General features: G+C 45.4%; 18 protein-coding genes. 11 read left to right on the top strand and 7 right to left on the bottom strand.

Going from position 1 to position 24,166, the window contains the following annotated elements; genetic code table 11:
• Window positions 1–2 precede the first annotated feature (2 nt).
• Together WD077_00525 and WD077_00520 are read left to right on the top strand one after the other, a co-directional pair.
• Entirely contained in the window at window positions 3–1,568 is a 1,566-nt protein-coding gene (locus tag WD077_00525) for a LysM peptidoglycan-binding domain-containing protein (protein MEX0965695.1), read from the top strand.
• Window positions 1,569–1,717: 149 nt separating this feature from the next.
• Window positions 1,718–2,647 carry an aspartate carbamoyltransferase catalytic subunit gene (locus WD077_00520; protein MEX0965694.1) on the top strand — a complete coding sequence of 310 codons (930 nt, stop codon included), beginning with the start codon at window positions 1,718–1,720 and terminating at the stop codon, window positions 2,645–2,647.
• Window positions 2,648–2,696: 49 nt separating this feature from the next.
• Here the strand turns inward: WD077_00520 and WD077_00515 are convergent, their stop codons facing one another.
• Window positions 2,697–3,341: a hypothetical protein gene (locus WD077_00515; GenBank protein MEX0965693.1), complete on the bottom strand. Its 645-nt coding sequence runs from the start codon at window positions 3,339–3,341 to the stop codon at window positions 2,697–2,699.
• Between the two features lie 153 nt (window positions 3,342–3,494).
• Between WD077_00515 and WD077_00510 the strand changes: the two genes are divergently transcribed.
• The 5 genes from WD077_00510 to WD077_00490 all read left to right on the top strand — a co-directional run bounded on the left by WD077_00510 (window position 3,495) and on the right by WD077_00490 (window position 10,490).
• Window positions 3,495–4,103: a rhomboid family intramembrane serine protease gene (locus WD077_00510; protein MEX0965692.1), complete on the top strand. Its 609-nt coding sequence runs from the start codon at window positions 3,495–3,497 to the stop codon at window positions 4,101–4,103.
• Between the two features lie 35 nt (window positions 4,104–4,138).
• Window positions 4,139–5,167, top strand: coding sequence for a GntG family PLP-dependent aldolase (locus WD077_00505; GenBank protein ID MEX0965691.1), 1,029 nt, complete (start codon window positions 4,139–4,141; stop codon window positions 5,165–5,167).
• A gap of 111 nt (window positions 5,168–5,278) precedes the next feature.
• Complete coding sequence (acs, locus tag WD077_00500) at window positions 5,279–7,186, top strand: acetate--CoA ligase (protein ID MEX0965690.1); 1,908 nt, start codon at window positions 5,279–5,281, stop codon at window positions 7,184–7,186.
• Between the two features lie 93 nt (window positions 7,187–7,279).
• A complete protein-coding gene (locus WD077_00495; GenBank protein ID MEX0965689.1) occupies window positions 7,280–8,467 on the top strand; it encodes an AAA-like domain-containing protein in 1,188 nt (395 codons plus the stop codon).
• A gap of 4 nt (window positions 8,468–8,471) precedes the next feature.
• Window positions 8,472–10,490, top strand: coding sequence for an ATP-binding protein (locus WD077_00490; protein ID MEX0965688.1), 2,019 nt, complete (start codon window positions 8,472–8,474; stop codon window positions 10,488–10,490).
• Window positions 10,491–11,181: 691 nt separating this feature from the next.
• On the opposite strand, the gene WD077_00485 is transcribed toward WD077_00490, so the two are convergent.
• Window positions 11,182–12,711 (bottom strand): trypsin-like peptidase domain-containing protein, encoded by a 1,530-nt coding sequence (locus WD077_00485; protein ID MEX0965687.1) that lies wholly within the window; start codon window positions 12,709–12,711, stop codon window positions 11,182–11,184.
• A gap of 619 nt (window positions 12,712–13,330) precedes the next feature.
• On the opposite strand from WD077_00485, the gene WD077_00480 reads away from it, so the two are divergent.
• Window positions 13,331–14,254 carry an HNH endonuclease gene (locus WD077_00480; protein MEX0965686.1) on the top strand — a complete coding sequence of 308 codons (924 nt, stop codon included), beginning with the start codon at window positions 13,331–13,333 and terminating at the stop codon, window positions 14,252–14,254.
• Window positions 14,247–15,104 (top strand): bifunctional class I SAM-dependent methyltransferase/HIT family protein, encoded by an 858-nt coding sequence (locus WD077_00475; protein ID MEX0965685.1) that lies wholly within the window; start codon window positions 14,247–14,249, stop codon window positions 15,102–15,104. The genes WD077_00480 and WD077_00475 overlap by 8 nt, the downstream gene beginning before the upstream one ends.
• A gap of 292 nt (window positions 15,105–15,396) precedes the next feature.
• On the opposite strand, the gene WD077_00470 is transcribed toward WD077_00475, so the two are convergent.
• Together WD077_00470 and kbl are read right to left on the bottom strand one after the other, a co-directional pair.
• Entirely contained in the window at window positions 15,397–16,446 is a 1,050-nt protein-coding gene (locus WD077_00470; GenBank protein MEX0965684.1) for a YncE family protein, read from the bottom strand.
• Window positions 16,447–16,780: 334 nt separating this feature from the next.
• Window positions 16,781–17,968, bottom strand: coding sequence for a glycine C-acetyltransferase (gene kbl / locus WD077_00465; protein ID MEX0965683.1), 1,188 nt, complete (start codon window positions 17,966–17,968; stop codon window positions 16,781–16,783).
• Window positions 17,969–18,086: 118 nt separating this feature from the next.
• On the opposite strand from kbl, the gene WD077_00460 reads away from it, so the two are divergent.
• Entirely contained in the window at window positions 18,087–18,401 is a 315-nt protein-coding gene (locus WD077_00460; GenBank protein ID MEX0965682.1) for a hypothetical protein, read from the top strand.
• A gap of 109 nt (window positions 18,402–18,510) precedes the next feature.
• Here the strand turns inward: WD077_00460 and WD077_00455 are convergent, their stop codons facing one another.
• Both WD077_00455 and WD077_00450 read right to left on the bottom strand, forming a co-directional pair.
• On the bottom strand, window positions 18,511–19,200 hold the full coding sequence (locus WD077_00455; protein MEX0965681.1) for a LytTR family DNA-binding domain-containing protein: 690 nt from the start codon (window positions 19,198–19,200) through the stop codon (window positions 18,511–18,513).
• Window positions 19,197–20,219, bottom strand: a complete 1,023-nt coding sequence (locus WD077_00450; GenBank protein ID MEX0965680.1) for a histidine kinase — start codon at window positions 20,217–20,219, stop codon at window positions 19,197–19,199. Before WD077_00450 ends, WD077_00455 begins: the two co-directional genes overlap by 4 nt.
• 210 nt (window positions 20,220–20,429) lie before the next feature.
• On the opposite strand from WD077_00450, the gene WD077_00445 reads away from it, so the two are divergent.
• Window positions 20,430–21,854 (top strand): hypothetical protein, encoded by a 1,425-nt coding sequence (locus WD077_00445; GenBank protein MEX0965679.1) that lies wholly within the window; start codon window positions 20,430–20,432, stop codon window positions 21,852–21,854.
• Between the two features lie 71 nt (window positions 21,855–21,925).
• On the opposite strand, the gene WD077_00440 is transcribed toward WD077_00445, so the two are convergent.
• Window positions 21,926–23,986, bottom strand: coding sequence for a gliding motility-associated C-terminal domain-containing protein (locus tag WD077_00440; GenBank protein ID MEX0965678.1), 2,061 nt, complete (start codon window positions 23,984–23,986; stop codon window positions 21,926–21,928).
• Between the last annotated feature and the right edge of the window lie 180 nt (window positions 23,987–24,166).

Here is a 24,166-nt window from a genome sequence, read left to right as displayed (position 1 = left end):
AGATGAAAAAATTGCTGACTTTAATGTTGTTGCTGCATCTCTTTTTTGGAGTTGCGGTTTTACAAGCGCAGGAAACAGACACCACCGAATCTGTCTCGGGAAATATAGAAGTGGAAGAGGAACCCATCCTAAACCCGCTGGATGACTTGCTCACCGAGTGGATGAAGAGCAATCTGAAACCCAACCTGAACCGGGAAGAAATGAACATTTACGGTTTTAAGGAGGAAGATATTCCCGTTTATCCTGATTCAGTTTATGAATACCGGCTCTCCCTCATTGAGACGCCAATTCCTATGACATTTAATAGTGCCGTAAAGAGTTTCATTGATTTGTATGCACTACGCAGGCGGGATAACGTGCAGGCGATGCTGGGTTTGGCGCACTACTATTTCCCGCTATTTGAAGAAACACTTGACAAGTATGACCTGCCCCTTGAATTTAAGTATTTACCCGTCATCGAATCGGCATTGAATCCCAAGGCGGTGAGTCGGGCCGGTGCAACAGGAAGCTGGCAATTCATGTATTCTACCGGCAAAATGTATGGTTTGCAGGTAACATCCTATGTGGATGAACGCAGAGATCCTTATATGGCTACCGATGCCGCAGCCCGATTTATTAAGGATCTTTATAAAATTTATGGCAACTACCTTTACGTGATCGCAGCGTATAACTGCGGGCCGGGAAATGTGAACAAGGCAATAAGGAGAAGCGGAGGTAAAACTGATTTCTGGGAAATTTATCCCTACCTGCCACGCGAAACAAGGGGATATGTCCCCGCTTTCATTGCAGCAACGTATGTTTTTACTTACCACAGAGAACATAACCTGTATCCCCTGGAGGTTACGATGCCACTGGCTGTAGACACCGTGGTAATTGAGAATGAGGTTAATTTCGAGAAAATTGCGGAAGTATTGAATGTGGATATTGAAATCATTCGCGATTTAAATCCTCATTACAAAAAGGATGTGATTCCCGCGCGGGCAGAACCCTACCTATTGAGGCTTCCAATGAAAAGCTGTCTTGCCTTCTGTGATTTTCAGGATTCAATATATGCGCTGGATGCATTACCAGTGGTGGCCGCGCCTGCCGGGTCTGCGGCTGTTTCTTTGGTTCAGAATCAAACTAATTCGAACACCACCGCATCATCGGAAAACACCAAATTATATTACACCGTAAAATCCGGAGATAACCTTGGGTATATAGCCGAATGGTATGATGTATCGGCTTCTGACCTTAGGCGGTGGAATGGCATCTCCGGAAATACCATCCGTCCCGGCCAGAAACTTCAGGTCTATGTAAAGACAAGTCAATCTGAAAAATACAAGAAGGTAGAGCATCTCACATTTGCCCAGAAGCAGCGCGCTGAGCATAAATACCAGGCGGCTGCCAGTAGTAGCACTTCCGGTAACGAGGTACAGTATTACATAATTAAGAATGGAGATACACTCTGGGAAATTGCCAGGAAATATCCAGGGGTTTCTGCTGAAGATATTAAGCGCAGCAATAATATCCACAATATCAAATCATTGAAACCGGGTCAAAAACTGAAAATTGAGATCAGCAGCTAAAGGGAAGTTTCCACATGATTTTAATTAAATAAAACTGCAGCCCCGGCTTTTAGCAAATCATTTAAGAATTTTCATACAAAACAAAACTCCGGAATTCCCGACTTGATAAATTCTCATAATTTCGCGGTCCACAGAAGCGCACTTTTTTCATGTCATCTCTGAGCGTCCGGCACCTTCTCGGAATTAAGTACATCTCCCGCGATGACATTGAGAAGATATTTACTACGGCTGATCAATTTAAGAACATCCTTAACCGGCCTATCAAGAAAGTACCGTCTCTCCGGGACATTACCATTGCCAACGTATTTTTTGAAAGCTCCACACGTACGCGGCTTTCCTTTGAACTGGCGGAGAAACGGCTCTCGGCTGATGTGATCAACTTCAATGCGTCCGGCTCTTCGCTGAGCAAAGGAGAAACGCTGCTGGATACGGTGAATAACATCCTCGCAATGAAGGTGGATATGGTAGTGATCCGCCATGCATATGCCGGCACGCCCGCGCTGCTGGCCCGCCATATAAAGGCGAACATAGTGAATGCCGGAGACGGCACACACGAACATCCTACCCAAGCCCTTCTGGATGCATTTTCACTGCGAAATAAACTGGGAACCCTTGAAGGAAAAAAAGTATTGATCGTGGGGGATATACTGCACTCACGCGTAGCCCTCAGCAACATCTTTTGCCTTAAAGTGCTGGGTGCGGAAGTAATGGTCTGCGGCCCGCCTACGCTTCTGCCGAAGTTTATCCATACACTGGGCGTCCGTGTGGAATACGATCTTCAGCGGGGCCTGCAATGGTGCGATGTGGCCAACGTATTACGCATTCAGCTTGAAAGGCAGAAGGAAGCATATTTCCCCAGCTTGCGCGAATACGCAATGGCCTATGGCATAAACCGCAAGCGCCTCGCACAGCTTGAAAAGCCTATTACGATCATGCATCCCGGACCTATAAACCGCGGCATTGAGATAGACAGTGATGTAGCCGATTCCGAACACTCCATTATACTGGAACAGGTGGAAAATGGCGTGGCAATCCGGATGGCTGTGCTCTACCTTTTGGCCTCCAAGGTTGAAAATTAGGAAGTTCCGGATAAAGAACCATCGGCCCGAATTCAAAAGATTGCAATGGTTAATCCTGCTGCGAGTAGAACTCCGTCAGGTTCTGATCCAGCTTTTGTACTGTCTCTGCAAATGAGCGCCATGCCGGCTCTCCGCTTTTAAGGGAAGGTGTATTGTATTTTACAAAATAGGGAAAAGGTGCGGAAAGAATCCGGAAGTTACCATCCATCATCTGCATCCCGTCCACCGTCCTCTCCAGGCCCTGTAAACGAACGTAGTCAATGTCCAGGATATACACAGGTCCTGATAAGACTGGCGGAGTATCCACTGGCTCTAGTGTACGTTTCAGAAACAGATTCTCATAATTTCCTGAAAGAAAATCACGGCTCCTTCCGCTCTGAAAAAAGAGAACGGAGCTGAAATCATAGTTTTCATGGAAAATATCTATCACGCGTTTATTGATCTCTGCCATTTCTTTTGCATCAATTCGACCCCGCTGTCCTGTCAGAGATTTCAGCGCTTTTACGCTGGTGGAACCTGCAGGCAACCTCACAAGCAGGGTTCCTTGCTTCAACTGCCGGATGTGCATAACAGCCGCCTTCTCAAGGCTGTCCCTGCGATCTTCGTTCAGTGAAAGTTCCAGCATAGTTGTGCTGCTACAAGACTGTCCCAATGCTGCCGCGATTAAAATGAACAATATGGGAATAAGCTTCAAAATTTCAGATTTGGAATCGATAACCTTACTACTTCAAATTACCTGCAACAGCGGCTTTATGCTGGACTAAATTTTACAGGCGGGGCCTGAGCCGAATTCTTCTGCCGTATTTTCAATTCATTAATATTGCAACCGATTTAGCCTTTTGCATATATGACTCTGATTATAATCGTTCTCACCTGCCTGCTCTCCATTCCTGCTTTCTCTAATGGAGCACTTATGTATAAATTAATTTTCAATCCTTACCAGATTCAGCAGCGTAATGAATATTACCGCTTTCTCACATCCGGATTTTTGCATGCTAACTGGATGCACCTTATTTTCAATATGCTCGTGCTATACTGGTTTGGCGCAAATGTAGAGTTCGAGTTTTTCCGGCATTTCGATGAAAAAGGAAATTTACTCTACATCTTGTTGTACCTGCTTGCCATCGTTTGCAGCAGTATTTTCACATTTTTTAAACACAAAGACGACCCTCATTACAACAGCTTGGGTGCATCAGGTGCAGTTTCCGCAGTGGTATTTGCCAGCATCCTGTTTCAACCCTTTGCTGATCTGTGTCTTTATGGGCTCCTGTGCCTGCCGGGAATTCTGTTTGGTGCCGCATACCTTGCTTATTCATGGCATATGAGCAAAAGAGGCGGAGATAACATAAACCATGACGCGCATTTTTACGGGGCGGTATTCGGAATTGTATTCACCATTGTGCTGGAACCACAGATCGGGCTGGACTTTATCAACAAGTTCCGGGGTCTTTTTTGAAAAACGAAAAATCGAATTTTTAATATTAAAACCCGATGAAGCAAACAATTGATCTCCGAAGCGATACGGTTACAGTTCCTTCTGCTGAGATGCTGGAGGCGATGATGCGTGCAGTAGTTGGGGATGATGTATTTGATGAGGACCCTACAGTGAAGCGGTTGCAGGAAAAAGCCGCTACTCTCTTCGGCAAAGAGGCAGGACTATTTTGCCCCAGCGGCACGATGACCAATCAGATCAGCATCAATGTACATACACGGCCGGGCGAAGAAGTAGTGTGCGATCAGTCGGCTCACGTTTATCTCTTTGAAGGTGGCGGAATCGCCTTTAATTCTGGTTGTTCTGTCCGGTTGCTACAAGGTGACCGCGGCAGGTTTACGGCAAATCAACTCACGGAAGCCATAAATGCTGAAAATGTCCATTTCTCCCGAACGCGTCTTGTTACGATTGAAAACACAGCGAATAAAGGCGGGGGCTGCATTTGGGCTTTAAATGAAATCAAAGGGATTAGAAACGTTTGCGATGCTCACGGGCTCAAATTGCATCTGGATGGAGCGCGAATATTTAACGCGTTGGCAGTTACAGAGGAGGAGCCTCAATTGTACGGAAGCCTGTTTGACAGCATATCCATTTGCCTTAGCAAAGGACTGGGCGCACCGGCAGGATCTCTTATCCTCGGGTCCGCGAAATTTATCCATGAAGCAAAGCGCAGGCGCAAAGTGATGGGCGGAGGAATGCGACAGGCCGGTTTTTTGGCTGCTGCCGGAATTTTTGCCCTGGATCATAATGTCAGCCGCCTCGAGGAGGATCATGCCCGAGCGCACAAGCTTGCGGAGGCCGCTGCCGCATTGCCTTATGTTGTGGAAGTATATCCGCAACAAACAAATATTGTAGTGATGCGCCTGGATGAAAATATTCCGGTAGAAACCTACCTGGAAAACCTGGAAAAGACAGGCGTCAAAGCTGCCGGGTTTGGAAAACAGTTGGTGCGATTCGTTACTCACCTGGATATATCGGATGAAATGCTGGATGAAACCATTACCACTTTGCAAGGCATAAAAATCTGATACTTTGCATTCTGACTATCTCCGGTTTTACCTTCAAATCTTGCTTCAGGGTTTTATCCCGCGATTCATTTATTTAGATTTGCTCACCACCAATTAAAAAATAAAAGACCCATGTCATCAAACGAAGATCAGATACTATCAAAAGCTAGTCAAAGTTTCGATCCTCCTGCCCGGGTGAAGGATAATGCTTGGATAAGCGCAGAGGATTACCAAAAAATGTATGCTCGTTCCATCAAAGATCCTGAAGGCTTTTGGGGAGAAATTGCTGAACAGGAACTTCATTGGTTTCAAAAATGGGACAAGGTGCGCGAATGGAACCGGGAAAAATACGAGTACAAATGGTTCATCAACGGCAAGCTGAATATTACCTACAACTGCCTTGACCGGCACGTGAATAATGGACGTGGCCACCGGATCGCATTTCATTATATAAATGAAGATAATGAGGAAGAAACCATTACCTACGCCCAACTGCTAGAGCAAGTGAGCCGCTGCGCCAACGGACTGAAATCTCTGGGCGTAAAAAAGGGCGATCGGGTGAGCATTTACATGCCAATGATGGTGGAGCAGGTGGTGGCGATCCTTGCTTGTGCGAGAATAGGTGCGATCCACTCTGTGGTTTATGCGGGTTTCAGTGCCCAGGCGCTTCGCCTCCGTATTGAAGATGCTGATTGTGAAACAGTGATTTGTGCAACATATACAAAGCGCAGAGGCAAAAAGCTTGACCTCAAGGAAATTGTGGATGAGGCCGTGGATGGATTGGACATCGTGAAAAATATTGTGGTGGCCCAGCGCACGGGAGACAACCTTGAAATGAAAGCCCGCGAAGTGGATTTCAACAACCTGCTCAAAAAGCAATCAGCGGATTGCCCTGCCGAGCCAATGGATTCAGAAGACCCGCTCTTCATTCTCTATACCAGCGGCACTACCGGCAAGCCCAAAGGAGTATTGCATACTACCGGTGGATACAACCTCTTTACGCATTATACCACCCAGATTTCCTTTAACCTGCATGATGATGATATTTTCTGGTGTACGGCCGATGCCGGCTGGATTACCGGCCACAGCTATATTATTTACGGGCCGCTTTCAGTCGGCACCACCTCTGTGATTGCCGAAGGAGCGCCTACCTATCCTGATTCAGGGCGCTGGTGGAGCCTTGTAGATAAATACAAAGTGACGGCATTTTATACTGCACCCACTGCCATTCGCCTGTTTATGAAGCTTGGCAATGAATGGCCTGCAAAATATGACCTATCATCGCTGAGAGTGTTGGGCAGCGTGGGCGAACCCATCAACCCAGAAGCCTGGATATGGTACCATGACCATATAGGAAGAAAGAAATGCGCTGTGGTTGATACCTGGTGGCAAACCGAAACAGGCGGCCACATGATCGTCACCCTGCCAAGCATGACGCAGATTCCCGGGAAAGCAGGCAAGCCATTCTTTGGCGTGCAGGCTGATGTTGTAAACCGCAAAGGAGAACCGGTGGAACCTGATACGGTGGGATTGCTTGCCATCCGCGAGCCCTGGCCCTCCGCCCTCCGCACCTGCTGGGGAGAACCTGAACGGTTTCGCTTCTACTGGAACCAGATTGAAGGCATGTACATGCCGGGCGACCTGGCGACCAAAGACCGCGAAGGCAACATTATGATCCTGGGCCGGGCAGATGACGTGATCAATGTCTCAGGCCACAGGATAGGAACGGCAGAAGTGGAAAGTGCGCTCATCACCCACAAAGCCGTGGCCGAAGGTGCAGTAATCCCCAAGCCACACGATGTTAAAGGCCAAAGCATCAAAGCCTTCATTATCATCAAAGACGGCTATGAAACCAGCGATAACCTCGTCCAGGCGATAAAGGATGCCGTGCGCAAGGAACTCGGCAGCATCGCCATCCCCGATGAAATTGAATTCGTAGACAAACTGCCCAAAACCCGCAGCGGCAAGATCATGCGCAGAGTCCTAAAAGCAAAGGAAATGGGAACAGAGGTGGGGGATACGAGTACGCTGGAAGATTGAGACGGGACGAAACAAGTTTGACAATGAAAAAATTGTGAACTATTATTGACTATAAAAATATTGTTATATATCTTTGACAAAAAATTTATAGTCATGTCGCACAACTGGAAGCACCCAAGAACCATCACAGGAGGTACAGCGGAAGGCGGTCGGTATTTCCCCCGAAAATCCATTGAAGAAGCTATTTGGCGGGAGATTGATAAAGGTAATCATATCCGTTTTAATGCGCCAAGGCGGTTAGGAAAAACCTCCGTAATGAAGGCGATTGCCCGACATCCGCAAAAGGGTTATCGGTGCATCTATCAAAACATAAGTTCGGATGATAAGGCCCAGGAATTCTATGGAAGGTTATTGCACCTTCTCCTTAAGGAACTTAGTGGGATGCAGGCTTTCAAAGCGAAGTTCACCAATTGGATTACCGAACATGGAATTTCCGAGGTTGGAACCACCGGTCTTAAAATTAGTCAGAAGGACGGTGACAATAAACAAAGGTTTTTAGCCCTTCTGCCAGAACTTAAAGAGAGTGAGGTGAAGATCGTACTGCTCCTGGATGAATTCCCGGATGTGATCCACGGCATAACACAAAGAGAAGGTTCCGAAGTGGCAAGGGATGTTCTTCAGACTTTGAGGAGCCTGACCCACAATGATGACTTCAAGGGTCATTTTACCTTGGTGCTGGCAGGATCCATCGGCCTCGACCATATCGTAAAGAAGGTGGATCGCACGGTGGTGATTAATGTGTACCGCAAAATTGATGTCACCCCGCTGGAAGGAGAGGAACCCAATGAGTTCATTTCTTTCTTGTTGAAAGGGGCTACTTTGCAAATGAACCAGAACACAAGGGATTACCTGATCAAAAAGCTGAACCGTCCGCTCCCATACTTTATTCAATTGATCATTGAGCAGTGCAACGATATGTTACACAAAGAAGGTCGCCTAAACCTGGAGCCCTCAGATATTGATAAAGCGTGGGACTATCTACTCACGCAACATGAGCATTTTGATGACTGGGACTACCGGCTACGGGTATTTTTTGATGAGGACTATTCTTTCTATGTAGAAATACTTTCTAAATGTGCCCACAATGGCTCCCTAAGCATTCAGGAGGCTTACGATATCGGCCTGAAACACAGAAAAGAAATTAGCTACAAAGCCAAAATTGACGATGTGCTCATTAACGATGGCTACCTGCTTCAGGAAGGCAATAGTCTAAAGTTTATTTCCCCGTTATTACAGGACTGGTGGAAAAACCGCCATCCGCTCATTAATCCTAAATCCTGATCTCATGATTCAGTATCAGGCGCAATACCAGTCGGCCAACCTCTCCGATGAGGAAGTGATCAACAACTTTGTAGTCAGAACCAAAGAATTCCAGCGGGTTATGGAGGACATCCGTTCCACCACCAGTGGCGACTCATTCCAGCATTATGTTTTTATCGGGCGAAGGGGAAGCGGAAAGTCCACCCTCTTAAGGAGGATACAGGCAGAAATCTCTACCACCCCCAAGTTTAAACAGGATTACCTCGTAACAAACCTCAGTGAAGAACAGGCTGGGATTTATAAGCTCTATGACTTTTGGGACTACGTAATCCGGGACTTGCAAGCGCAGGGGTTGGAAATTGAAACTCCTTCGTGGTTGGAATACGAAGATGACATGAAAGCGTACACGAGGGTGCTTTATGGTGAAATCCAGCAATGCCTCGATAAGGTAGGAAAACGCCTGATACTTTTAGTGGACAATATTGACCGCATTTTTAAAACGATTACAGCCGGAAAGGGCGGAGATACAAGCTTGCTTCGTGAACAATTGATGAATTATAATTTGGTCCGTATTATTGGCGGCAGTACTGTGATGTCAGAAGATTACTGGCGACATGATATGCCTTTCTACCAATTTTTCTCCATAAAGCGACTGGAGCCATTGACTATTGAGGAAATTAAAAACCTGCTGAACCATTGGGGTCAACAAAAAAACCTACCCGATATCAATGCCTTCGTGAAGAAAAACCCCGGAAAGTTACAGGCCATTCGCATGTTGACGGACGGGACACCCCGAACCATGCTCCTTTTTGTGGAGATGCTGCTGAACCGCCCCAGGCAAAATGGCTACGATTACATGCGGAAAATAATTGATCACGCCACGCCTGTTTATCAGGAACGGCTACTTCAACTCTCCCAACAACAGCAAAAAATCTTGCTGGAACTCTCCTTTTTCTGGGAAGCCGCGCCTATTGAAAAGCTGATTGAAGTATGCAAAATGCCCGGTAAAACCGTCTCGGCCCAACTCAGCCAGTTGGTAAAATCGCGGATAGTGGAAAAAGTGCAGACCGGATCCAAAAACCTACTCTATCGGTTGGAAGAAAGGTTCTTCAACCTGTGGCTGCTCATGACCCAGGGCGGGCCACGGCAGAAGCGGGAGGTGAAATATCTTACCGAATTCGTGGAAAATTGGTACGATCAGGATGAGATAAAGCATGTTTATCGGGAGTTCATGAACACGCTGAAAACAAGAACAGTGAAAGGGGATTACGCAGCAAGCATGACAAAGGCGTCAATCCATAACAAGCAAATTTCTTTAAAAGAGCGGGAAGAGCTTTTAGCGAGAGCACAGGATCTGAACCTGAATGCGGATTGGTTGCAGGAATTACCAGCGTCTTTTCTGAAAATTCTTGAACGATGCAATGCATTGGCAGTAGAAGGTAAATGGCAGGAAATGGAAAATCTACTGCTTTCCGTAGAGCAAGACGGAACCCATAAATTTACTGCTCTTGGGGAGGCTCACATGCAGCAAGACAAATTTGAGGAAGCGGAGACAATGTACCTTAAAGCAGTGAAACGAAAACACCCCCATTCCATGTACATCTTGGCTAACCACTACTATTCCAAGAATATTAAAGGAGACAAGGCAATAAAGCTCATTTCCAACGCGATTAGAAATCTTCCGGAAAGCGTCTTATTCGATTACAAAGAAAACCTCATCCTGCTTTGGCAAGGGAGCATGGAAGCGTTTCGGAAGAATCACGATCTAATCCTCACTAAATTATTGGATGACAACATTCGGCTCCTTCAAGATTATACCACCGAGCTATTGGTACACAACCAGTATAACCTTCTCAAAGCCCATTTTGAACAAGGTGAATTCATGGTTCAATTGAAGGATCAAATATCGCCAGTGTACTATGCGCTACTAAAACTGATGGGCGGCAACCAGCCCAACCTCCTGAAAATGCCCCCGGAAATTGCCGAGAACGTGGATGATATTGTTAAGTATGTGAAGGAAAGGCAGAAGGTGTATTACGGATAATTACAATTTTCACCTTCAGGAAAACTGTTCTTTGTTAAAATACAAATGTTTATTTTGACAATGAATGTTTTTAGCACCGATCAGAAATCCTGATTTAAGTTTGCAAAATGACAGATAAATCTCTCATTATCATAATCGAAGGCGTAGACGGAAGTGGAAAGAGCACCCAGATTGAGTTGCTCAAATAGAGAAGAGGCTACTCGTAAAAGAATTTTAAAAGTTCTTGGCAACAAAGAAATAATAACCAAACATATTTTAATTCCTATATCTCCAAAGATACATTTTTCATCACGGGTAATTTGTTTTAGTGTGAACTTCCGGCAGGTTTGAGAACCTTTGAGCCCAATAAACCTCAATTCCCAACACCTGGTTTTGAGCCATGTGCAATAGTCGCTATTGACACTGGGGACCAATGCATTACAACCTATCTTACCTGCCTTAATTCCTAACTATACTTGAAATAGGAATATGATATTCCCGCACAGCATTCTCCAAGTGCAGTTCATCCGGTACTGGCAGTATTAAAAAATCAATTAAACATTAATTTGAGCATTCATCAAATAATATGCTCCTGATGTTGCATGGGAACTATTACATGTTTACTTGGACATTATCAACCCATTGTATATATCAAGGGCATTTTGCAATCCCTTAAACAAAATCGGTTCTTAATATATTAAAAATTACTTTTTTATTTAAAATCCAGGAACAGGTATTCAGAAACCTGTTTAGCCGGAATGCTAAAGGCTATTCCTTCTATTCCAAATCCCACCAACTTGGAATTCACTACTCCGATAAGTCTTCCATCCTTTGTTACAAGGGGACCACCGCTGTTTCCAGGATTCACACTGGCATCTGTTTGAATCCATTCCACTCCTTCCTTTTTACGAATACCGGAAATGATCCCCTTACTCAGCGTCTGACCGAGCTCAACAGAATTAGGGGTGCCAATTGCGTATATTTCGTTACCGATTAAATATGAGCTATTATTCGAAAGATCAAAAGCCCGGGAAAACTTTTTGTCGATTTTGATTAGAGCAAGATCTGCCTGGTCATTATAACGGATCAGCTCATAGTCCACTTCACTGCCATCATTCAGTACAACCTTAGCTTTATCATGGCCTGCAACCACGTGATAGTTTGTCAAAACATAACCATCACTAGTTATCACACAGCCGCTACCATGCCCATCATCATGAACAATGGTGACCGTTGCAGCCATAGCATCCTGAAGCGTTTGTGTTGTGGAAGGCCTCTTTAATGAAATATTTTCCATTTCTATATTGGCGTCCCCAACCTTTAGGATTTCCCTTACTTCAGCGTCCTGAAGCAATTGAAAAAATGAGGCTGTAATAGCATCTTCCATTGATTTTACAATAAATTCATTGTCTTTTTTTCCATAGTTGCTGCTGAACTCCCCGGAGCTTGTTGTGATGGCGGTCTTGTACTGAGGCTGCTTGTATACGTCCAGTACCTCCCAGGTTGTCGTGGCTTCTGTAACAATAAAGAAATTGAAATAGTGGGAACCGGTGTAAGTCCGAATCTTTCTGAAGGTAATGTCGGTGACCTCTGCATTTACATACAATGTATTGTTTTTGCCCCTGTAAATACTTTCAACAGTATCCACGTATCCATTAGACTTCAGTATATCATTGAGCATATCAGAAAAAATGGAGTTCTCCATGCTTATATCCTCGGTACCATAATCACTTGATCTGGCAGATTTATTTTTGATGTATTGACGGTAACCAACATTCTCAATTCTGAATTTTTCTTTCGGCACATTTAAGGCAGTGGTACTTAGGTAAATATATTTTTCGTTTTCCTGTCTCTTCCTGATCTCTACGGGTGTATACGTAGGAGCAATTAATTTATCATAGTTAAAAGCTTTGCGACCTATATCGTAGAACATGGGATATATAAGCACCCCAAAAGGAACTACGGACAGGAGATACAAGGGTGATTTCTTATTTTGATGAACTACAAAATACTCAGGCTTGTAGCCGTCCCGTTCAAATTTTAACTGCTTGGGCGCTGCGTTCCGCTCCAGCTTAATGAGAACCTCATCACCGGTAGCTGCCATTTCATCATATACATAAACCTTGGTCTCTTCATGACCGGTATGAACCGTTACAGTTTGCATCTTAGGATTCAGGATAGAAGCACAGCCTGAAATTATTACGGATAAAACACAAATAAGGGTCAAGTTTAAACTCTTCATAATTCTGTTTTTTTGAAAGATATTATTGCATGAATGTGGCAAATCTAAACATTTCTCCAAAAGATTTTACAGATCTCTTGATAACTTTTTTACAGCCTTCCAGCTTTTACTCTCCCCGCTAATGAGAGGATGCCCTGGTAGCTTCACCTCCGTCACAACCCGCGCATGCTTTCTGTCTCGTTCAGAAGCAACTTTCCAGTATAGCTGCGAACTATCTTTCGAAGCTATAAACCCATCTGCTTTCATAAAGATGGCCCGGAAAACGTATTGGGGAGTGTTAACACCTTCAATATTGTGCTGTTTCCTGATTCTGATAAATATTATAGCAGGATTCATCGTCACCGTCTGTGAAAATGACGCGGTCATACCGCCAATGGCTTTGTGATCTCCGTTTTCTGGCGCACGTCATCAAACGCCCTGTTGTCAGCATCATTTGCTTTATCGTATCGGTAAAGAAAGGCTATTCACGGGTCAATCTTGGTCAGCACTTCTTCGGCTGTTGGTTCCTGAAAATCCGCCAGCCAGGCAAGCTGTTTCGGAAAGAGTGAATAGGTAAAGGAAGTGAGATGGGATATTCGCATGGCTTAAATCACAGCAAACTTCTATATTTACCTCCGAAATGGATGACCTGATAAAATTTGAAACCGAACTGTTCAATCTCCAAAGAGGAGATTCACACATGGCTCCCCATAAGCCAATCCTGGTCTTGGCTATTTTTGATCTCATCTATGACGGATCAATAACGGAAAATAAAATCCCCTTGAATGAAGCCCTCATTCAGAAATTCAAGGAATACTATAAGCGGTTTCGCGTCAGGAGCAACCAGGGCGATATTGGCAAACCCTTCTATCATCTGAGTAACGAACCTTTTTATTATCTGAAATGGATCAAAAATGCGGATGCAGAAAATGTTAAAAGAAATACGAGCATAAAGAATCTTAATCAGCATATTGAATATGCCTATTTAAACGATGAACTTTTTGATCTGCTTAAATCAGAAATTAATCTCTTATATCTGAAACACCGGATTTTGCAATGCTACTTCGAGGCGGAAAGTGCGCAATATTTTACTCCCGATGATATGTCCAAACAGCTTATCATTGATTTAGAAAGAGAAGTTAAATATGGCGTAGTAAACAAAAATCCCAGGCTGGTACCCATCCGCAATTCCATGTTTAGGAAAGAGGTGCTTAAGCTTTATAATTATGCCTGTCCGGTATCAGGCATGGCGCTATCCATCGGCAATATTTGCCTCCTTGAAGCCTGCCACATTTTTCAATTCAGTAAATCTGAGAAAGACATCGTTACGAACGGAATAGCGCTGGCACCCAATCTCCACCGTGCGTATGACAATCACTTCATCACTATTGAAAATGATTACAGAGTCAAAGTTTCGCCCCATATTAGGGAGAATTCATCCTCTGTATTTAACCTCCAACAATTCCATAATATTAAAATCAAACTACCAGCAGCAAAGGAGTTTTGGCCTGAAAAACAATATTTGGAAATGCATCAGGAGAAATTTCATAAAATAAATGGCTAAGCATTTTCCACATCTCACGGCCAAAGAACGCACTTCTCCTTCCTGGCCTACCAAGCATCTGTTTCGGGAAAAATTGTTAAATGGGGAAATTCTTGATTTCGGTTCCGGCTATGGCGCTGATGGAAAATTTCTAAAAAGCAAAGGCTTTAATGTTCAGGAATATGACAATTATTATCAACCCGAAATACCCAAAGTTAAATTTGATACAATAATTTGTCATTATGTATTAAACGTTGTGGAACCGAAGGAACAATCCCAGATTCTGATGCAGATTTCGGAATTGCTGAAACCCACCGGAAGGGCATATTTAACCGTTAGGCGGGATATCAGACATGAAGGAATCAGGATTCACAAGGAGCATAAAAAGCCGACTTATCAATGCCTCGTAAAGCTTCCCTATAAAAGCATTCTAATTAATGATTTTTGTGAAATTTATGAATACAGGCATTTTAATCAATTTCAAAGAAATAATGAATGTCCATTTTGTGCCCCAGAGGCTTCACGGGAGCTGATAACGGAGTCAGCCACTGCTTATGCAATTCTTGATAAGTATCCTGTATCCACAGGTCATGCGCTTATTATTCCAAAGCAACACAAACCAGATTACTTTCAGCTTTCAACCCACACGCATTTTGCCTGTAATTTAGCTTTAAATAGAACGAAGCAAATTTTACAAGAATGTTTTTCGCCAGAGGGGTTTAATGTAGGAATAAATATTGGTGAAACTGCTGGACAAACGATTCCTCATGCGCATATTCATTTAATTCCCCGCTACGCAGGAGATGTGGAAAATCCTATAGGTGGAGTTAGAAATTTATTTCCTGGCAAGGGAAATTATTTGAAGAAATGAAAATTGAGACCACCAAGCTTCGTACGATTACCAATTTTGCTAAGGAACAGGAGCTTTCCCGTATGCACGTATACAGATTGATTGAGGCTGGCACAATCTCTACGGTCAGCATTGATGGGGTTAACTTTATCCATTTGGATGAGAAGACTAACACTTACCAGCGCAAGAGGAAAGCAAGAAAAAGCAAGAAGGCTTAACGGGAAATCCTTAACCTTTAATCACAAAAAAATTCCAACCCAGAGAACCTCTTGGCCCACGGGTTGGAATAAAAAAGCAGAAATTAAGATGTGATTTATCTGTACCGGTAGTAGACCAGCCCGAAAGGATTGGTGCCCACGGTAACACTGGTTGTAAAGGATGCGGTGTGGTTGAGCGCCCAGATGGTTACTTGGTCAGCCATTCCGCCAGAGTGGGTAACAAACAGCTTGTCTTCGGCAGCATTGACGGTGAGATTATGTGCCGTGGGGAAAGGCGCGTTGGCCGGGGTTCCCACTTGGGTATGGCTGCTGGTTTCGAACGTCCCAATGCGGCTGGCCCCAATATCACCAACATAGATGTACTGGCCACTGCCGGGCATGAAGATGCCATGGGCACCATTGAAGGGCAGCGTTTGCACCACGCTCATGCTGCTGCGGTCAATTACGTAAATGGAGTTGCTTCCCTGGCAGGGCACATAGAGCAGGTTGTTCACATTATCGGCAAAGAGGTGCGGGTCTTTGCCCACGGCCACACGGTCTACCTCTTGGTATTGGTTGGTGTTGTACTTCACAATGTAATCATTGCTGCCGTTCACGCCCAATACGCTCACGTAGGCGTGCTTTTTATCGGGATCCACAAACACATCATGCGGCTTTCCGCCCAAGTCCACCAAATCTGCCGGGGTTTGTGTCGTGCCTTTTACACGCATGGAGGCCGGATTGATGATCGTAGTGGTGTTGTCGATATCGTTGTTCACCCAAAGTTGGCTGCCGTTTGGCGAGGCCCACATGTGAAAGACGCCACTCCCGGCATCCACAGTGCCTTTCACGGAATAATCGTCCTCATCAAAAGCCACGACCCGATCGTTTGCACGGTCGCCCACAAAAACGGCCTTTGCCTGTGGAATGTGCACGGCATACATGGGTTCGCCACCGTCAGGCATGGCGTAGGTTCCAATCACGGTATTGGTCGTGGCATCAATCACGGAAATATCACCGGAAGCACGGTTGGCCACAACCACGCGCTCTTTCATCGTTTTCTTGTCGGCCGGGTCTGCAGCAGTATTGTCCAGCACCATTTCATCTGAGCAGCTTGTGAGCGCCATCAGGCACATCAGAAACATTGCGTTTAAGATAGTTTTCATTGTTAATCTTTTTAAGTGAATTGAATTGATAATACGAGCATAAGGATCCGCTGGCAATATTAGTTCTCCACATAACACACTAATTTACAATATGATAGATTCGTTATAATAAGTTATAATTAAGTTACCGGGGCGTGACGATTTTGTGAGGATTAATGGTAAGATGAGTTGTGCCAGAACAGTGGCGATACCTTTTAACTGCACCGAAATAGATTGGTGTATTATAGCTTGGCAGTACCCGCTTTTGAAATGGGGCTTAAATGCAAACCCCAGCGTGATAGGCTGGGGTTTTAGATGAATCCTTGGTCAGGAAAAAAGCGGGAATGGGAAATATTTACTTAATCACCCCAAGCTCCTTCCCCACCTTAGTAAAAGCCTTGATCGCCTTGTCCAGGTGTGCCTGCTCGTGGGCGGCAGAAAGTTGTACACGGATGCGCGCCTGGCCTTTGGGCACTACGGGGTAGAAGAAGCCGATGACATAGATTCCTTCTTCCAGTAGCCGGGTGGCCATTTTTTGTGCAAGGGGCGCCTCATAGAGCATGACGGGTACGATGGGGTGCTCGCCCGGCTTGATGTCGAAACCGGCATCGGTCATTGCTTTGCGGAAGTAGGTGGTGCTTTCCATGAGCTTGTCGCGGAGGTCAGTGGTTTTGCTCAGCATGTCGAGCACGGCAATGGACGCGCCTACGATGGAGGGTGCTAGGGAGTTGCTGAAGAGGTATGGGCGCGACTTCTGGCGCAGCATCTCCACAATCTCCTTTGAGGCAGCGGTAAACCCGCCCGATGCACCGCCAAGTGCTTTGCCCAGTGTTCCGGTAATAATGTCAATGCGGCCAACCACCCCACGGTGTTCGTGCGTGCCGCGACCGGTTTTTCCCATAAAGCCGGAGGCGTGGCATTCGTCAATCATCACCAGCGAATCGTATTTATTGGCCAGGTCGCAAATCTTGTCGAGCTGGGCAATGGTGCCGTCCATTGAGAACACGCCATCCGTAACGATAATGCGGTGGCGGGCATTGGCAGCCTGCTTAAGCTGCTCTTCCAGGTCGGCCATGTCGTTGTGCTTGTAGCGGAAACGCGCAGCCTTGCAAAGCCGCACGCCATCAATAATCGAGGCGTGGTTCAGCGTGTCCGAAATAATTGCGTCCTCCTCTCCAAAAAGCGGTTCGAACACGCCCCCATTTGCATCGAAAGCCGCAGCATAAAGTATGGAATCCTCAGTGCCCATAAATTCGGCAATCTTCTGCTCCAGTTCTTTATGTATGTCCTGGGTACCACAAATAAACCGGACGGAAGACATGCCGAACCCGCGGGTATCCAGCGTTTTGTGCGCGCCATTCAGTGTTTCATCGTGCGAGCTAAGGCCCAGGTAGTTGTTGGCGCAGAAGTTTATCACCTTGTTGCCACCGGTCAGCGAAATTTCCGCCCCTTGTGCCGAAGTGATGATGCGCTCGAATTTGTATAGTCCGGCTTCCTTTATCTCGTCCAGTTCCTTTTGTAGTCGTTGCCTGATGTCAGCCATAGCTCGTGTTTGTTTGGTTGTATTGAGGCGTCAAAGATATTATTTATCGCAACCCTTGCAGCGCGGTGGAATGCCTGGCTGGCTTTCAGAGTAAGAGGGCATACCTAAGCCGCAGCAGATGATAGACAAACTTGCTACCCGTACACGCAACTCCATCGGCAAGAAGGTCACCCAGCAAGTCACCCCGCAAGTCACCCAGCAAGTCATTGTGCTATTGAAAGTGTTTGATCGTGAGCATAAACGTCAAGAATTGCAAGAAAGAACCGGACTTTCAGACAGGGAGCATTTTCGGTCAACATATTTGCAACCTGCTATTGATGATGGATACATCGAACTAACCATCCCAGATAAGCCCCAAAGCAGTAATCAACAATATCGTTTAACTGAGAAAGGGAGAAATTTAATTCGTTCATTAAATCGGAAAGCACAATGACAGTATTGGCACAGAAATATGGTCTGATGAACCTATTGGAATGGCAGATCGAATTAGAATAAGCACAAGAGCCGCGAGATCTTTACTTTCTAACTAATTCCCGGAATTCTCAAATCATCAGCCCCTCAATCTTTTCCTTAAGTGCTTTCTGGTAGCTTTTACCAATAGGCAGATTTATGCCAGCAACTTTTAATTGGCGTCCTTCCATCTCTTCCAGTAAGTTAAGATTAGCAATGTAGGATTTATGTATCCTGCAAAATTGGATGGGAAGTTCCCTCTCAAAACTGATCAACGTTTGTTTGGTGATCACCCGCTTGTCGCGCAAATGAAGGCGGGCATAATCCTTCATTCCTTCAATATAGATAATGGCTTCCTGCTCCAGCTTCACCAGTTTTTTACCGGTTTGCACCATCAGCACTTTGGGTGCTTCATGCACAGGTGCAGGTACCGCAGTATTTGCCACGGCTCTCTCTACGGCTTTGGCAAACCTTTCAAAGGGAATAGGCTTCAGCAGGTAATCTACCACACCTAAATTAAAGCCATCCAAAGCATACTCCCGGTAAGCCGTGGTCATGATTACTTTGGGTCTTTTTTGCAGTGCGTTCAGGAATTGTAGTCCGCTCATGTCGGGCATTTGGATGTCCAGGAAAATCAGGTCAACTTCATGACGGTGCAGGTAAACCATAGCATGGGTAGCAGTTGCAAACTCTGCCACAAACTCCAGGAACGGCAGTTTGCCGATATAAGATTTGACCACTTCACGAGCCAATGGCTCATCATCCACGATCAGGCATTTCATCGTAATTCTAGTTTTAACTCCACCCTATAAGTTTCTTTTTCCTGGTTAATATTTAAATGATGCTTTTCCGGATACATCAGCTTTAAACGATTGGTGGAATTCTCCAAACCAATTCCACTTCCATTTTTAAGGTTAGTGCGGAGTTTGTTTTCCATGCTGAACTCCAGGTTCTTTGCTTGTACCCGGATGTCAATCTTCAAATAATTTCCTGCACGGTTGCCGGTGAATCCGTGCTTAAAGCCATTCTCCACGAAAGGAAGAAATAACAGCGGAGCAATGCCTTGCCCATTGATCTTTCCCTGAATGTTGAAGCGGATTTTTGAATCAACAGGCAATCTCAGCTTTTCCAGTGCAATGTAATTTTCAAGGAAACTGATCTCTTTTTCAAGTGACACACTTTCTTGTTGGCTGCTGTACATGATGTATTCCATCAGTCCGGCCAGCTTCAGGATCATGTCCGGGGTTTTGGCCGACTGCTGTAACGCCAGGGCGTAAAGATTATTTAGCGTATTAAAAAGAAAATGAGGATTGAGCTGTGCCCTCAGAAATTTTACCTCGGCTTTGGCCTTTTCCAGTTCTATATTCTTCAACCGCTTTCTTTGAAGCCACCACTGTTTCCCAAGCTTTAGTCCTGAAGTTAAAGCAACCATAACCGTTAAAGCCACCAAGGATTTGCCCCATTTAATAAAAAGAACTGCAACGCTATTTTCAGAAAATGTATAATTGCTTATTGACCAAATTTGCCAAAAAGTGACGAATGCCGAGACAAGCAGGAGAAAAGGGACAATCCTTACGATATATGCAGTTGTCCGGTTTTCATGAATCAGGTATTTAGGAAGCAATTGATAAAGGTTGAAGTAAATCAGCAGCATTATAGGAAGGACGTGCCCCGCGAGGGCAAGGGCTGCCGCCTGCCAGTGAAGCAGATTGAACAGCCAGTTTGCGATGGGCACAAGATAAATGCTCCACACCAGGCCATGCCAAATAAATCGTGAATTACCGGAGTATAAATGTTTCATTGCTGCCCGGCCAAATTAGCATTATCCTGCTGAGAAATGGAGCAACGCAGTCTACAATAGACAAGTGGCCGGTTTCAGTAGACAACCGGCAAAAGCGCGTGTTTTCATTCAGTTTGTCTATGAATTAAGCTGCCTGGTCTAATATATTTTGAGGTAAATTCTCATTGCTATAAATCTGCAATTCATTTTAATAATTAAATCAGATAAATCATGAGATCATACGTACTGCTTTTATTGGCCCTCAGCATTTTTGGTACTTCAATCACTGCAGCTCAGCATATCTCCTTTAATATTCAATGGGGTGATGACGGAATGGACGCAGCCCAGGATATTATTGAAACCAAAGAAGGGAATATGTTGATTGCCGGAGGGTTGAGTGTCCGGAACACCACTAATAATTACATCTACAATGGATTTCTAACGTTGGCTGATAAGGATGGAGAGATCATCTGGACAAAACAATATGGCGGAGGAATGAATGACGTCCTGATCTCCGTGGTGGAATATGATGACGCATACATGGCAACCGGCTATACTCAAAGTTATTCTGCCAACGGCTCTCAGGATGTATTGCTGATAAAGACTGACAAGAATGGAAACGAGCTTTGGAGGAAAAACTTTGGGGGCACCGGCAGGGATGAAGGGCATCACTTGCTCAAGCTTAGTGACGGCAATTTGCTGATCACCGGAATTACAGACAGCAAAGGCGCAGGGAATCTGGATGCATGGCTGCTGAAGGTTGATACTGCTGGAAACCTGCTGTGGGATGAAACCTTTGGTGGTACTGAACTGGATGATGCATGGGATGCTGTTGAAGCCGCAGATGGCGGTTATATATTTACGGGTGGAACCTGGTCTTTTGCAACTGGTTCGCTGGATGATGGATGGATTGTAAAAGTAGATAAGGACGGTAAAGAGCAGTGGCGGCAGGTGTACGGCTCATCTGAAGATCAGGACTGGTTCTGGTCAATTGAACCCACCAATGATGGCAATTATGTATTAACCGGAGTAAATAATTACATCAATCTGGATCCGAGGCCCCAGGGATTATTTTTTATAAAAGTGAATCCGGACGGGGAACTAATTTGGGACAAATCCTTCGGCCTTGGACAGGGGATGTCAGGCAATGATATTAAGAGCACGGCTGATGGAAATTACATCATTGGTGGCTATCGGCTAACATCCACGAGGTTTGAATTCCTTTTCATCAAAACGAATGAGAATGGAGATACGCTCTGGACAAAAGGGGTTGGCGACTTTCAGACCGTGAATCACTGCCATGCAGTAACCGCTACCACCGAAGGCTCGGTAATTGGCGCAGGCAGGGGCGGCTGGTCTCAGACTAATAATTTCGACATTATGATGGTGAAGGTATCTGATGCAACTTCTGGATTGGCTGACGAAATGCATGATCAGGTCATCCGGCAGTTTGCTAACCATTTAATGATTCATACCCCTTCAAAAGGGCAGTTGAGGGTTTACAACCTTCAGGGCCAAATGCTGCACAAGGAGGATATTCCGCAGGGCAAGACAATGTTTAAAGCCCCTTTAAATTCACAAGGTTTGCTATTGGTGGAAGTAACCCTGAAAAATGGCGAAACGGTTACAGGAAAATGGATTCCGTTAGAAAATTAGCTTTTCGATCCCGCCAGTTCCAAAGTACAGAAAGGCACGCTCCCGTACGTAAGAGAAAATATTAAAAGCGCTTACCTCACCAGCGTGACGTTGCCCGAAGCGGTTTCCCATTTATTAAATACATCCCATACTCTTACCCTGTAAAGGTAAACGCCTTCGGGCAGGGGATTATCCCCTGACGTACCGTCAAATGCAGTGTTATTGCCGTAAAATACCTGCTGGCCCCACCGGTTAAATATTTCAAGTTCATAGCGGCTGATGCCAATACCAACCGGTGCAAAGCCCTCATTCACCTCATTATTGTCGGGGGAAAAAGCAGTGGGCATAAACCAGGAGAATGCGTAGGGACGGATTTTAAAAAGCACACTGTCATGGCAACCAAAGCTGTCGGCAACCACCAGCTTCACCCTGTATTCCCCGGCTAATGGATAGGAGTAGCGGGCAAGGCTGTCAATGGAGGTGCCTCCATCCCCGAAATACCACTTGCGGCTGACAGCCCCTGCTGTACCGTCTGTAAACAGAACTATCTCGCCAGGCTCCGGCATTTCGGGCGTGAAACTATAGCGGGCTTCCGGGAGTGGCGGCATTATCACCGTAATTGTGTCATAAAGGGTATCGCAGCCATAGGCATTGTCCACCCACGTCATTACCGAGTAGGTTCCGGAAGCGGTAACAAGAATAGAATCAGTAGTGGCACCTGTGCTCCACAACGCCTTGTAGCCAGCAGGCAAGACGGGATTCAGCAAATGGCTTTTGCCCCCGCATATAGTCGTATCGGGGCCTAATGAAATTTCAACAGCACAGGGAAACTGTGATGAGTCGCATATTGCCGAATCTACCACAGTCACCGCAAATTCATTCAGAATCAGTTCAGTACCGGCTGTAGCCGGTAAGTCATTAATATTCATGATGCAGTCAGTCCATGCGGTGGTTAATCCTTCCAGTGGCACCAACAGTGGATCGGTTGCGCTGCAAAAGCGAAAGTCATTGGAAAAACTGCCGAGGCTGATGGCCCATTCGCTCATATAATTTGGTTTGGAGAGCACAGCCAGGAATACCTCATCCTCCGCAGCCACCATTTCTGCGCCAAGGTGGTCGAAGTAAGTACTGCCCAACCGACTGCTCTTCTGCTTGCCCGGTTGAAATTCTCCTTCCTTTACCGAATAAAATGTTAATCCCGGAGGATGAGGTGCAAAATCGTAAGGAATCGTTCCTGAAGTGACAAGTTCACCTTCACTGGTTTCTATAGTTGCGGCAACATAGCTTGAAAAGTAAGTTTGGTTGCCGAAAGGTTTGGATACCCAAACTTCCTCAAGATCCCAATCCAGGGCCATCAAGTACTCGGTCCAGTCCTGGCCTTGCCCCGTTATCACCACCTTCATGTCCTGCGTAATCGTAAGGTCCAGGGCATGATTATAATCGCCAACTGAAATTATCCTGGCTTTTGAAACGGAGCCATCAGGGTTTACTTTCATCACGAGATGCTTCAGAAAAAGATGGTTGGGATCTTCGAGTTCAGCGAGGACTATCAGGGAACCATCCTTGCCCACAAGAAACTCCTTCATATCCACCGTTCCGCTGTTACAGGGATAATCCTTCACCCATATCGGGTTTCCAGTGGCGGGGTTGATCCTGGCCAATTCCAATGACCCATCCATGCCCATGTAAAGGTTTCCATTGGCCGCGCTCTCCACGCGCACCTCCACCTCGCTAAACCGGTCCAGGTAAAAACGGCACCACTTCAGTTTTCCCTGGGCGGTCGTGGCAATTAAAAATGGAGTAGGAGGAGTGGCGCGGATAAGATTGCCTGCACCTGCAATATAAATGGTGCCATCGGCTCCCACCTCCAGATCGCTTACCTGGAAATTGTCACCATAATATTCGTAAGACCAGGCCCAGTTTACCTCACCATTTTGGCTTACGCTCATAAGCACCGGCTGTTGCCATTCATCAGCAAGGGCCGAATGGCGTATGGCCGTAGCAGCGATCAACAGGTTTTGGTCGTCCTGCTTCTGAAGATAAGCGTGGTGAGTAAGCGTATAACCCTCCGGCCTGAACTGCTTCATATCCACCTGCTGGCATATTCCGGCCACCGGCATCAGGAATAAGATATAAAGAAAGAAGTTTCGCATACACCTATTTGACGTACGTGATGAAAATGGGGTTGCGTCTCCCAAATGAAAATTTCCAAAAGGGACAGAATACATACTTTGGCCTTTAAGCATCTTCACTATTAAATTTTAAAAATGCATATTATTTCTACTTTAACAGATTAGAAAAAAGTTACATTTATTTTGTTAAAGGTATTGTTT

This window comes from Bacteroidia bacterium, from assembly GCA_040880525.1.
Taxonomy (GTDB): domain Bacteria; phylum Bacteroidota; class Bacteroidia; order CAILMK01; family JBBDIG01; genus JBBDIG01.
Note: the sequence above shows the minus strand (reverse complement) of the source record. Positions and strands in the feature narration are given on the sequence as shown.